9 protein-coding genes and 1 riboswitch are annotated in these 12,740 nt (G+C 38.8%); of the genes, 6 read left to right on the forward strand and 3 right to left on the reverse strand.

Annotation, left to right across the window (positions count from 1 at the left end; all coding sequences use genetic code 11):
* Nucleotides 1-8 precede the first annotated feature (8 nt).
* Nucleotides 9-362 carry a hypothetical protein gene (locus ACHABU_RS03730; protein ID WP_435762415.1) on the forward strand — a complete coding sequence of 118 codons (354 nt, stop codon included), beginning with the start codon at nucleotides 9-11 and terminating at the stop codon, nucleotides 360-362.
* Nucleotides 363-458: 96 nt separating this feature from the next.
* Here the strand turns inward: ACHABU_RS03730 and ACHABU_RS03735 are convergent, their stop codons facing one another.
* The 3 genes from ACHABU_RS03735 to ACHABU_RS03745 all read right to left on the reverse strand — a co-directional run bounded on the left by ACHABU_RS03735 (nucleotide 459) and on the right by ACHABU_RS03745 (nucleotide 7,456).
* Complete coding sequence (locus ACHABU_RS03735; RefSeq protein WP_435763662.1) at nucleotides 459-1,043, reverse strand: ECF transporter S component; 585 nt, start codon at nucleotides 1,041-1,043, stop codon at nucleotides 459-461.
* A gap of 159 nt (nucleotides 1,044-1,202) precedes the next feature.
* A riboswitch (FMN riboswitch) is annotated at nucleotides 1,203-1,350 on the reverse strand.
* Nucleotides 1,351-1,500: 150 nt separating this feature from the next.
* Nucleotides 1,501-5,847 carry a S8 family serine peptidase gene (locus tag ACHABU_RS03740; RefSeq protein WP_435763664.1) on the reverse strand — a complete coding sequence of 1,449 codons (4,347 nt, stop codon included), beginning with the start codon at nucleotides 5,845-5,847 and terminating at the stop codon, nucleotides 1,501-1,503.
* 550 nt (nucleotides 5,848-6,397) lie between these two features.
* Entirely contained in the window at nucleotides 6,398-7,456 is a 1,059-nt protein-coding gene (locus ACHABU_RS03745; protein WP_435762417.1) for a M20/M25/M40 family metallo-hydrolase, read from the reverse strand.
* A 140-nt stretch (nucleotides 7,457-7,596) separates the two neighbouring features.
* Between ACHABU_RS03745 and ACHABU_RS03750 the strand changes: the two genes are divergently transcribed.
* The 5 genes from ACHABU_RS03750 (at nucleotide 7,597) to ACHABU_RS03770 (ending at nucleotide 12,699) form a co-directional block, all read left to right on the forward strand.
* Nucleotides 7,597-8,145, forward strand: a complete 549-nt coding sequence (locus ACHABU_RS03750) for a thioredoxin family protein (RefSeq protein ID WP_435762419.1) — start codon at nucleotides 7,597-7,599, stop codon at nucleotides 8,143-8,145.
* Between the two features lie 152 nt (nucleotides 8,146-8,297).
* On the forward strand, nucleotides 8,298-9,296 hold the full coding sequence (locus tag ACHABU_RS03755) for a potassium channel family protein (RefSeq protein ID WP_435762421.1): 999 nt from the start codon (nucleotides 8,298-8,300) through the stop codon (nucleotides 9,294-9,296).
* Nucleotides 9,297-9,400: 104 nt separating this feature from the next.
* Nucleotides 9,401-9,772, forward strand: coding sequence for a S1 domain-containing post-transcriptional regulator GSP13 (yugI, locus tag ACHABU_RS03760; protein ID WP_435762423.1), 372 nt, complete (start codon nucleotides 9,401-9,403; stop codon nucleotides 9,770-9,772).
* A 190-nt stretch (nucleotides 9,773-9,962) separates the two neighbouring features.
* Complete coding sequence (locus ACHABU_RS03765; protein ID WP_435762425.1) at nucleotides 9,963-11,309, forward strand: glucose-6-phosphate isomerase; 1,347 nt, start codon at nucleotides 9,963-9,965, stop codon at nucleotides 11,307-11,309.
* A gap of 217 nt (nucleotides 11,310-11,526) precedes the next feature.
* Nucleotides 11,527-12,699, forward strand: a complete 1,173-nt coding sequence (locus ACHABU_RS03770) for a MalY/PatB family protein (protein ID WP_435762427.1) — start codon at nucleotides 11,527-11,529, stop codon at nucleotides 12,697-12,699.
* The last annotated feature ends 41 nt before the right edge of the window (nucleotides 12,700-12,740 follow it).

Here is a 12,740-nt window from a genome sequence, read left to right on the forward strand (position 1 = left end):
ATGGAATTATGAATCAACTTAGTAATGAGAAGCTTGCATATTTCAAAGAAAAACTCTTACAAATGAAAAATGAGACTGAACAGGAAATCCATTCCAATAGCAATCATGGACCAAATGAATCGATTCAAGAACTTGCTGATTACGATAACCACCCAGCTGATATGGGTACTGAACAGTTTGAACAGCAACGTGACGCGGGATTGGACCTTATGCGGCAAGATCATTTAAAAGAAATTGAAGATGCACTTGATCGAATAGTAAATGGGTCATATGGGCTTAGTGAAAAATCAGGCAAACCAATTCCAGAAAAAAGACTGGAAGCAATGCCGATTGCCAGAAATTTAGTTGAAGAAGAAGACTAGTTTGAAATCACCCTTTAGGAACATGAGGGTGATTTCTTTATGTAAAAAAAAGCCAACCTCTGCTGAGATTAGCTTTCTGATGTTAATTTTTGTAGTTTATATAAATCTTGCTTGTTGGCTTTCTATCCAGCTACGCATTTTTATGAATATTGGTACAAATAGTAACGCAACAACAATTCCTTTAATCATATTAAATGGAAGTACACCTACCAGTACGGATGTCCAGATTACTTGATCTGTCATTTCCCAGCCCATAAACCAGCTATACGCGGGAAGAATAAGAAAGTAATTAAGTACACTCATACCTACTGCCATAATGATTGTTCCAGCCACTAATCCGGAAATAATGCTTTTAACACCATTAAATTTATGGTAAAGCAACGAAACAGGAACAACAAACATGACCCCTGCAAGGAAATTAGCTGTAACCCCGATTGGATCTCCTGCTCCCGATACTGCTAAATAAAGAATATTTTTCACCGCTACTACGATAACACCTGCAATTGGCGAGAAAATGAGTGATGCCATTAATGCTGGCACATCACTGAAATCTATTTTTAAATAAGCTGGTAAAAACGGTAATGGGAAGTTAATAAAAAATAAGACCAGTGAAATCGTTCCCAACAATGCTAGAATAATAAGTTTTAATAAATTTGATGATTGCTTTTTTGTATTTTGCATCATCCTATTCCTCCTTCATCTTATCGATTCCGCTCTCGTGATGAAGGATCGCTACCCTGAACATCACCGAATAATCACAAAAACCCTAAAGCAAATAAGGGCTTTAGGGTTGTAAATTCATCGGTAAATAATGGTGTAAGGATACACCAAAATCAGGCTCGACATCTTCTCCCATCCAGACTGTAACTGTCGGTCCTGGAATTGCACCAGGTCAACCATATAGCAAATCTGCCATACAGTTCGCGGACTTTAAGTAATTATACTTATCACCGCCGGTCGGGAATTTCACCCTGCCCCGAAGATTGGAATCGATTATTTAATTGTTTAACTATAGTATACTAGAAATTCACTGGTTTGCAAGAAAAAAATTTCAGAAATCCAGGTCAAAAAGTAAAACAAACAAAAGGATGTGGAATATAACTCTTCCACACCCTCTTCGTATGCTTTAGACTAATCTTTACTTTTTCCCTTTTCCTTTTCCATTGCCTTCATCTTCTTCATCGCCGATATATAGCTTTCCTTCCGCTTGTTCACGTGTTTCGTTACCAAATTCATCTACTGCTTTTACTTCTACTACTGCGCCATCTGCAGTTACATTACTTGGTACTGTCCAATAACCTACATAGGTTCCATCAGATGTTTCCATCATTGGAAGTTCTGTAGCATTCGCAACCCCAAGATTTGTGAGTGGCATATGAATCATAAATGAAGCATCCAATCCTGGTTCACTTTCAAACTCAATCTTGACACTTTGACCAGTTTTAAGATTTACATCTTCTGTAGGTGTTAAGTTAGAGATCTCAGGAGCAGTGAAATCTGCCTCGATTACTATAGATTCAGTTGCTGTATTTCCAGCTACATCTACTGCAACAACTTCAATTGAATTTTCGCCTTCATCAAGCAAGATACGTTTAGAGTAGCTTCCATTTTCGACAGCAGCTGCTTGACCATTAACTTCTACAAAGTCAAGATATGCATCAGCTACAGTTCCTTCCACCGTTACTGTTTCACGAGTAGTTTGATCTCCATCACTTGGAGAATCAATTGTAAGTTCTGGTGCTTCTGTATCCAGTGTAACTGTCACTGGTTCAGATTCACCGACTACTACACCGTTTAATAACGTCAATGCCTGAAATTCATTGTCTCCTTCTGTCAGTTCAGTTGGGAATTCGAAAGACCCATCGTCGCTAACTTCAACAGATTCAATTTCTTCTCCATTATTCAATAACTGAACAGTTGTTGTTGCAGAAGCAGTTCCTTCTACTGTCAACTCCGTTTCATTCGTAATGAAGTCTTCTGCAGGGGTAGTAATTACAGGATCTTCTACTCCATATGCTACACGAGCACGAATCATATAGTTACCTTCTGCTGCTGGAGATGGTCCCCATGCGCCACCAACATATTGATAGCTACGTTCTGCATTTGGTCCATTTTCATCTGTTGCAAGTCCTGGTACATTTGGATTTGCTCCAGTTTGAATGTATACCATATAGAAGTCACCATCAACTTGAATAGAATGTTCGGTTAGGTCAACAACAGTCCACTCATCTAGACTTCTGATTGCCTCTGCATCAACCGGTCCAGCTAATTTTTCTCCTGGAGCTCCATCCGGACCTGTAGCATCCCAAACTTCTACAGCAAATTCAGTTCCCCCTGGTGTTGGCCAGTCTGTACCATGAAATTGGAAAACACCATCCGTTACGATAGCAGATTCCTGTCCTTCAGGTAGTGACATTTTTACTGCCCAACCATTGCCAGCGTCATAGAAGGCACGTGCATTCTCTGCAGTTCCATCATCATAACCAATTTCTCCGCCAGGAACAGTGTAGAATGGTTCCAGTACCACATTTACTTCAGCGTCTGAACCATCAAGATCCACTTCAACCTCAGTACCGTGATATCCAGCTGCAAGAATTTTCAATGTGTACGTACCTTCGTATGCAGTCAATGCGAAACTACCACTAGCATCTGTTTCGATAGGTTCAATATTTGCATCTTCTACAAGAAGCACTGTTGCACCTTCGATTCCTTCTCCAGTGTCTTCATCAGTAACCGTACCACTAACCGTGTATTGATCAATTTCTTCCAGTATGAAATCGGCTACCGCAGTACCATCTGCTTCGATTGATACGGATTGCTCTTCCGATTCAAAACCGTAAGATCCTGCTACAACTGTAAACTCCCCAGCTGCATGTAGTAAGGAATAACTTCCATCTTGTGGATTTGTGTTTGCCGAACGCCCACTTTCAAGTACGCTTACTTGTGCACCTAATGGAAGTAGTGTCGGATGAATTTCTTCGTTCTCTAATGAAACAGATTCATCCTTTGTCATGAAAGGTTGCATTTTATCTGGATTCACTTTTTCCTTTTTAGCCTTCTCACTTGGACCGATTACACCAAGTGAAATTGGCTCTTTAGCTGCTTCTATTTCCAATGATGTATCTGATAATGCTACATCATCAATATACCATCCATCTCTTAGTACACTACCATCAGAATCAAAATTGAAACCGATGTAGACACGTTCTCCGCTATATTCGGAAAGGTCAATTTCAACTTGTTCCCATCCATCAGATGTGTTTGTCAGTCTAATAAGCTGTGTCCAGTTTTCCTGATCAGTTGAAATGAACACATGACCATAATCCCAGTTATTTTCAATGTTATACCATTGTTCAAACTGCAAGAAGGATTCTCCTTCAGGCAAATCGATTGGAGGCATAACTAGTGTTGAGTTCTCATTATTGTTATATGTTCCTTCTGTATTTGTCGCATAGACATTTTCACCTGAAACTGCTTCTCCTGGTCCAGAAGTTGGAATACCACGATTCCAGCTAATATTTTCACCGAATAGTGTCCAGCCTGCAGGAGCTGTTTCAAAGTCTGCAGAATAGCCAACCGTGATACCAGGATGAACTGCAACAGTATATTCATCACTGATTACTTCATTTCCACCAAAGTCATTAATAACGATTTGATAGGTAAAAGAATCACCAGTTAAATCTTCCCCAGGAATGGTTGCAACATATTCGCCGGATTTAAAATCTCCTGTTACTCGAGATGCTTCAACAGCTTGTCCATCCCCATAGACAACCTCCACAGAATTAACACTAATATTATCTGTAGCTTGAATGCTTAAATCAAGATCCATTCCTTCATATGTTTCTATTGGTGCCTCATGCTCAAAAGTAGGAGCTTCTGTGTCTTCCCCTTCTTTAGTTACTTGTCCTTCTAATGTTCCAAGACCAGTTACTAGAGATGAAACAGCGTCATATGCATTAACAAGACCATACCCGTATCCCATGTTTGGGGCCTCAGGATAAGTGCCGTCTGTTAAAGATGTCGCTGTACTCATAACAATTTCTTCCAATTCATCAACCGTTAAACTCGCATTCGCTTGAATCATAAGTGCTACTGCACCAGAGACTGCAGGTCCCGCCATTGATGTACCATTCCATCCACCTTCATAACCACCGCCTGGTACGGTTGAACGAATGTTCACACCAGGAGCTGATATATCTGGTTTAATATCACCTTCATATGGTGAAGGTCCTTCCAATGAAAAACTAGCTAAATTGTCATTAATATCTGTAGCTCCAGTTGCAAATGACTCTGGATAGTTTGCTGGAGTTGCAATCGATCCAGGACCACCTGGGTTAGAGAACGTTGTATTACCTGCAGAGAATTCAGGGAAAATTTCCGCTGCTCTCCAAGAAATAACTACATCGCGGTACCATTCATCAAGACCTGGTCCACCACCCCATGAATTATTGACAACATCCGGAGCCATGGAGGCATCCCCACCAGGTGCTAAAATCCACTCAGCAGATGCTAATAAATCTACATCTGTTCCTCCAGCAGCAGTGAATGCTCTAGCGGAAATAAACTTAGCCCCAGGCGCTACACCGACCTGATTTGAACCATCTGGCTCACTACCAACCATTGTACCAGTTACGTGTGTACCATGCCCCTGGTCATCATAAGGAACATCCTGACCTGCTGTTGCATCAAACCAACTGTACGTATGATCTACCTCGCCAGTTGCAGCATCATAGCCACGATATTTATCGGCTAATCCTGGGTGATCATGCTGAACACCAGTATCGATACTTGCTACAACAACACCTGAACCATCAAATCCCATATCCCAAACACCAGGAGCGCCAACACGTTCTACGTTCCACTCTACGTTTGCAATATCAGATTTTGGTGTTTCTGCATCTTTGGAAACTGTTGTATACAGTTCACGTGTTTCATTTGGTAAGATTTTTTCAACTTCAGAAAATGTAGCGATTTTTTCAGCTACTTCTTTTGTAGCTGTTACTGCCAAACCATTGACAATGTGATAAGATTTGAGATTTTTAGCATTTCCTTTTTCTATTTCCTTTTCCAAGAATTCCTTTACATTCTGTTGGGACGTTAAGGACGTTGCTTTCAATTCAGCAATTACTGCTGAGCGCTGAATATGTTCTGCTTTTTGTGCTGAAAGACTTTCCTTTGTAGCACTTTCCCTAGCTTCACTAGCCACCTTCTCTACTTCAGCTGTTTCCTTAAATTTAACAAGAAATGTAACTTTTTCATCATCATTAAATTGCTTCAACAGCCGGTCATTTACTTTAACTTCTGCTACCTTATTGGAATCATTTAGTGAGTAATGCGATTTGCTATTCGATTCAGCAAGCGCGACACTTGGTGCAATTAAAGAAAATGTCATTAAAAATGATGCTGCGATACTAAATGCTTTCACTTGACGCTTTTTCTTTAGTCTCAAATCTTTTCCTCCCCTCAATTTTTGAAAACAATGCATATACCAGCTGAAAATACGACATTTAAACGCACAAAAAAACACCCTAGCCTCCTTTTCAAATGCGAACAATTTTCATGTCGATTTAAAGCCCACTATGGTGTGAATGCAGATTCTCGTTGATAGTGCCAGTATAGTAGATAAATAGAAAGGTTAATGTCGAACTACGTCAAATATAATCTGAATTTTTAAAATTGATAGATTAGTATGACTTTTTCCTAGTTTTCTTCAACTAACATTAACCACTAAATAGCATGTAATTATCAGTATGTAAGGGTTTATAAGGGATTTATTAGTTATCTAGTTAACAGTTTATTTATAAATGATTCTATAAACCTATATTTATTTTGTATAATGGTGTTATTTTTTCCAAAAATAGGAAAAACAGGACTATATATGCGTAGATAGTCATTCGTTCTTAATAGGAAATGGTTCTATGGTCGTGGCATGAAATACAGGCAGGACTTTTGTCGGAACTACTAAAAAGGCGATATAATCCACTTCATTGGACTCTATCGCTTTTTTGCTTAGGTTCTTTTTGTAATTTTTGTTTTTAATCCTCCAGCGGATTTAGGCTTTCTTCTCCAGTCATATCGGCAATCATAGTGACGAGTAATTCAATTTCCTCCTCAATATCTTTAAAACTTGCTGTTTCCACAGGTGAGTGCATATAACGTAATGGCAAGGAAACTAAAGAAACAGGAACTCCCTTGCCAGTTAATCGCATTTTGTCTGCGTCTGTACCTGTCATTCTCGGAGTAAGTTCATATTGTACGTCCATATTCAGCTTTTTCGCAGTACGTTCAAGCAATTTATTAATTTTAATGTTGATTGGTGCCCCTTTTGCAAGTACTGGACCGCCATCAAGCGTGATATCACCATACTTATTTTTGTTTACACCCGGATAATCAGTTGCAAACGTGACGTCACAGGCAATTGCCATCGTTGGTTCGATACCCGCTGCCGCAAAATACGCTCCACCCATATTCGTTTCCTCATTAACCGTGCTTGCAGCATAAACGCCTACCTTCACATCTTTTTCAGAAAGACGTTTTAAAACCTCTGCAACAATAAAGGCTCCTGTCCGGTTATCGAGTCCACGACCTGCTACATAACGATCTTTTAAAATCTCAGGTTCCGTTTTATAGACACAGAGATCACCGATTTGAACATCTTTCTCTGCCTCATCTTTCGTTTTATAGCCGCAATCAATAAAAAGATCTTCGAGGCCGAAATCATTTTTCAAACCTCCATGGTGCTGTGCATTTACACCTATAACTCCAATAACTATTCCGTTATATCCAAGTATGGTTACACGCATCCCAACTGCCGCTTTTGAATTAATTCCACCCATCTTATCAAAATGCAGGTAGCCGCTCTCATCAATCCGATTCACTACGAGCGCAATTTCATCACTATGGCCTGCAAGTAATATTTTAAATGGTGCTTCAGGATTTAATACACCGATTGCATTTCCTGCATTATCGGTGCGAATTTCATGAGCAAAATCCTTTACATAATGAATCCATTTCTTTTGTATTTCCATTTCCATACTGGATGGAGATGGCGTTTTTAATAATTTTAGTAAAAATTCCTGATTTATTTTTGTCATCATTTCTTCCTCCTCGAGTAAAACATTTCATTAATTTCATGATAGCAAAGATTTTACCGAAGAGCACTTTTGTTTACGCCTCATTCAATAATGGGTAAACTCCAATTAAGAGGCTTATAATCTATAAGGAGTGTGAAATGATGAATTTGAATGAGTGGTTCGAAAAAGGCTTGAACCCGGATCTTTATATTGAATCAATGGAAAAGCACAAGGATGATTTACTGTATATTTATGATCAATTCATTTTGCCTGAGGATGAAGCATTTTTCGAACAAATGCGGGAAAAAAATCTTCGTGCAATTGTATTGACAGAAGACTGGTGCGGTGATGCCATGCTTAATATCCCAATTCTTCTAAAACTTTCTGAAGCATCAGGTATTCAGGTACGGATGCTTTTACGAGATCAAAACTTAGAACTGATGGACCAATACCTGACCAATGGCAAATCTCGCTCCATCCCCATATTTATCTTTATTGATGAAGATGGAAATGAAGTTGCTAAATGGGGACCACGCGCAACAAAGATTCAAAATTTTGTTGATGAGTCACTGAGTAAGCTTCCACCAAAAGATGCAGAAGACTTTAAAGAAAAGTCGAGTGAAGTGTTTCTATTTATGACAAAATCCTACCGGGACCATCCCGACTTTTGGAAAGATGTTTATACCAGTTTAAGAGAAACATTGCAATAACATTCCAAAGTAACAGTGATTTTTTGCTGTTACTTTTTTTGTGGGTGGAAAATACCGTAACATAAAACAATAGCAAATAGACACAACTAGTATAACCTCCCCCTAACTTGGCACATACTATGTAAAAATCCATTTATTTCCAAGGTGATGCCATGTATATTCGATTCCTGAAACAAATTTATTATCGCCTTCCAACTGCACTGAAACTGCTCGTTACCATTTTGTTTCTTATGGCCTTTTTTGGATTTCTAATTCATTTGGCAGAGCCTGTACAGTTCCCGACCGTCTTCGATGGGATTTGGTGGGCTTTTATTACTGGAGCTACAGTTGGATATGGTGACTATGTACCTTTGACTCCAACTGGCAGGATTATTGCTATATTGCTGATTCTAACAGGGGGTGGGTTTCTTGGTTTTTATATCACTTCCTTATCCACTGCAACCGTGAAGCATGAACAAAATCTTGAAAACGGTAAACTCCCATTCAAGGGGAGTAATCATTTTATTTTTATCGGTTGGAATGAACGAACAAGGCAATTAATCGATATAGTAGCGGAAAAACATCCAAGCATCCGTATCGTGTTGATTGACAGAACGTTACACCATTTGTCATATCAGGAGTTCCCGGTTCATTTTATTAACGGCGATGCAACGGAAGACAGTGTGCTGGAAAAAGCAAATGTTGCCCATGCTGATCGCGTGTTAATCAGTGCTGATATAACTAAAAATGAACGTCAGTCAGACCACTTCACGATTTTATCTACCATTGCAGTTAGAGGAAATAATGAGAAGGTTCCCATTGTAGCTGAAATTTTGTCCAAAATACAGATTGAAAATGCGTTGCGTGCCGGTGCTACAACTATTATACGATCGAATGATTTTATGAGTGGCTTGTTCTTTCATGAACTTTCCCATCGGAAGACCGCAACCCCGTTTGAAGATATTATCCAAATTTTACGTCAACAGCAGTTTTCACATATGACACTTCCAAAAGAGCTTGAAGACCAACCTTTTAACCTGGTATTGAATGAAATGCTCAAAAAGGAAAATCTGGTTTTTGGTTTTATTCGGGAAGGTAATTATTATGTGCATCCAGAATCAGAGCATATCTTAATGAAGGATGATATTCTTGTTTCACTAACACGTTGGTAATTTACAACCGATAGTTTCTATTTTTACTTTGCTAGAATCAATAAACTGTGCTATAATAATATATTGTGTATTAGAATCGAATATAGGTATAGGAGTTGTTCAGCATGACTAACAAATTTGAAGCTGGTCAGATTATAGACGGTAAAGTTACAGGAATTCAGCCATACGGAGCATTCGTTGCTTTAGACGAAGAAAACCAAGGCTTAGTTCACATCTCAGAAATCACACATGGATATGTTAAAGATATCAATGAGCACCTAACAGTTGGAGACGACGTTAAAGTTAAAGTTATGAACGTTGACGAAGCAAGAAATAAAGTTTCTCTATCCATTCGTGCTACAGAAGAAGCTCCAAAAAAACCAGCAGCAAGAGCAAAGAAACCTCAAGCTACATTCCAACAGGAAAATGATACAGCTGGATTCAACACATTGAAAGATAAACTTCAAGAGTGGATCGATCAATCAGAAAAGAAGTAAGCAACAGGAAAAAGAGGCATACGTGGTGGATATTAACTTACCTACCACGTATGCCTCTTTTTTATTAATTCTTTCTACGTTAATACTATTTTCAGAAAATAATTGGGTATACTCTCTTTGTTCTTGATTTCACATTCCTAATAGCTTAAAGTAAAATAGTATTATTACTGTAGCCACAAGGAGGATAACAATGACACATGTATCATTTACGTACGATAAAGCGCTGAAGTTTTTCGACAAACAGGAAGTGAACAACTTAAGTCCATTTGTTGAAGCAGCTCATCAGATGCTTCACGAAAAAACTGGTGCTGGCAATGATTACCTTGGTTGGATTGATCTACCCGAAAACTATGACAAAGAAGAATATGCACGGATTAAAACAAGTGCAGAAAAAATCAGAAATGATTCGGATATTCTACTTGTAATTGGGATTGGTGGTTCTTATCTTGGAGCACGTGCAGCACTGGAGATGTTGAACCATTCTTTCCAGAACCTGCTTTCCAAAGAAGAACGCAAGGCGCCACAAATTATTTTTGTTGGCCATCATTTAAGTTCTACATATATGAGCGAACTTTTTGATGTACTAAAAGATAAAGATTTCTCCGTTAACGTTATTTCCAAAAGCGGAACAACAACAGAACCTGCAGTTGCCTTCCGTATTTTCAAAAAATATCTGGAAGAAAAATATGGTGCACAAGAAGCAAAAGGCCGTATTTACGCAACAACAGATAAAGCAAAAGGTGCGCTAAAAACATCTGCAGATAACGCTGGCTATGAAACATTTGTCATTCCTGACGATGTTGGGGGTCGTTATTCCGTACTTACAGCAGTGGGACTTCTACCGATTGCCGTAAGTGGTATTTCCATTGATGACATGATGCAAGGTGCGAAAGATGCGATGAATGACCTTGCTGAACCTACACTTGAAAAAAACCCGGCATATCAGTATGCAGCTGTTAGAAACGTATTGTACAACAAAGGAAAAGTCACTGAACTTCTGATCAATTATGAACCAAGCCTGCAATATTTCTCTGAATGGTGGAAACAGTTATTTGGCGAAAGTGAAGGAAAAGATCAAAAAGCCATCTATCCTTCATCCGCTAATTTCACAACTGATCTTCATTCACTTGGGCAATACATTCAGGAAGGGCGCAGAAATATTTTCGAAACGGTTTTACATGTGAACACTGCGAAAAAAGAAATGACTTTGGAAGCAGAAGAAAATAATTCGGATGGCCTAAACTATCTTGCTGGGAAAACCATTCATGAAATTAATAATAAAGCATTCCAAGGTACGATGCTTGCGCATACAGATGGGGATGTTCCAAATCTGATTGTTGAAGTGCCTGCACTTGATGCGTATACATTTGGCTATATGGTTTACTTCTTCGAAAAAGCTTGTGCCATTAGTGGCTACCTGCTTGGAGTTAATCCATTTGACCAACCAGGTGTGGAAGCATACAAAACAAATATGTTTGCTTTGCTTGGTAAGCCTGGATTCGAGAAAGAAAAAGAGGAACTTGAAAAACGATTATAAAAAAGTGAAGCACCTCATGTCTTACGGCATGCGGTGCTTTTATTTTTCTCAAAAAAAGTTCAAAAAGATTGTTTATAATTTTCAACACCGGGTAATACTATAAATGTAAGACTTTCTCGTATTCCCCCTGTAGGCAAGGCGTTTAGACGCTTTGCTTTTTTTTTTGCTATTTTCTTTGATATAATAGCACTACATGAATATTAGGAGGCAGCTGATAATGAGTATTTTTGACGAAATATATGATCGAAGAAACACAAGGTCGGTTAAATGGGACCTGCTACAAGAAGTATTTCAGTCTGACGATGTTCTGCCAATGTGGGTTGCAGATATGGATTTTAAAGCACCTGATGAAGTAAACGATGCATTAGTAAAACGAGCTCAGCATGGAATATATGGATATACCGTTATCGATGACGATGTATCAGACTCCATTCTAAATTGGCTACAGAAAAGGCATCAGTGGAAAATTGATAAATCATGGCTATCCTATAGCCCAGGTGTCGTAACAAGTCTACATATGGCTGTACAGGCCTTTACCGAACCGAAGGATAAGATTCTCATTCAAACTCCTGTCTACACTCCCTTTTACAGTGTAATTACGGAACATAATAGAGAAGTAGTAAAAAATAAACTTGTTCATAGTAATAATTATTATGCGATTGATTTTGAAGACTTCGAGAAGAAATTAAAAGATAACGTAAAAGCGTTTATCTTATGCTCTCCGCATAATCCTGTTGGAAGGGTTTGGAAAAAAGAAGAATTGGCAGAAATGGCAAGACTTTGCCTGAAGTATGATGTCATGATTTTCTCTGATGAAATTCATAGTGATCTCGTCTTCCCTGGTGAACATCATATTCCAATCGCATCCCTTTCGGAGGAAGTCGCCGATCAAACGATAACGTGTATGGCACCATCGAAAACATTTAATCTTGCTGGGCTAGATGCTTCCTATGTGATTACTACCAATAAGGAAAGAAGAAAGAAACTCGATACAACATTTAGTAAGCAAGGTTTTCATAATATGTTGAACACTATGGGTAACACAGCATTGGAAGCTGCCTATACACATGGAGAGCCATGGCTGGATGAACTTGTTGCATTGTTAGAAAATCATACAAATTATGTAACAGAAATGTTTGCTAAACACGCACCACAATTAAAAGTCAATAAAACAGAAGGAACTTACCTACTCTGGGTTGACTGCACTGACCTTGAGATGGATAGTAAGGAATTGAAAAAGTTTATGATTGAAAAGGCAAGAGTCGGCCTGAATGCTGGTGTTGACTACGGTGAAGATGGCGAACAATTCATGCGAATCAATATCGCCTGCCCACGAGCAACGCTCGAAGAAGGCGTGAAACGAATTGTTGATGCTGTAAAAGCACTTTGATTCCTATGTAAGCATAAAGACAGCTTGGTGAAACTACACCA

It is taken from the genome of Oceanobacillus sp. CF4.6, from assembly GCF_051262635.1.
GTDB lineage: Bacteria > Bacillota > Bacilli > Bacillales > Amphibacillaceae > Oceanobacillus.

What these genes read in the sequence shown, in the direction of transcription:
- ACHABU_RS03735 (WP_435763662.1), bottom strand. Translation starts at nt 1,043, where the DNA reads ATGCAAAATACAAAAAAGCAATCATCAAATTTATTAAAACTTATTATT.
- ACHABU_RS03740 (WP_435763664.1), bottom strand. Translation starts at nt 5,847, where the DNA reads ATGCATTGTTTTCAAAAATTGAGGGGAGGAAAAGATTTGAGACTAAAG.
- ACHABU_RS03750 (WP_435762419.1), top strand. Translation starts at nt 7,597, where the DNA reads ATGAATTTGAATGAGTGGTTCGAAAAAGGCTTGAACCCGGATCTTTAT.
- ACHABU_RS03745 (WP_435762417.1), bottom strand. Translation starts at nt 7,456, where the DNA reads ATGACAAAAATAAATCAGGAATTTTTACTAAAATTATTAAAAACGCCA.
- ACHABU_RS03770 (WP_435762427.1), top strand. Translation starts at nt 11,527, where the DNA reads ATGAGTATTTTTGACGAAATATATGATCGAAGAAACACAAGGTCGGTT.
- ACHABU_RS03730 (WP_435762415.1), top strand. Translation starts at nt 9, where the DNA reads ATGAATCAACTTAGTAATGAGAAGCTTGCATATTTCAAAGAAAAACTC.
- yugI (WP_435762423.1), top strand. Translation starts at nt 9,401, where the DNA reads ATGACTAACAAATTTGAAGCTGGTCAGATTATAGACGGTAAAGTTACA.
- ACHABU_RS03755 (WP_435762421.1), top strand. Translation starts at nt 8,298, where the DNA reads ATGTATATTCGATTCCTGAAACAAATTTATTATCGCCTTCCAACTGCA.
- ACHABU_RS03765 (WP_435762425.1), top strand. Translation starts at nt 9,963, where the DNA reads ATGACACATGTATCATTTACGTACGATAAAGCGCTGAAGTTTTTCGAC.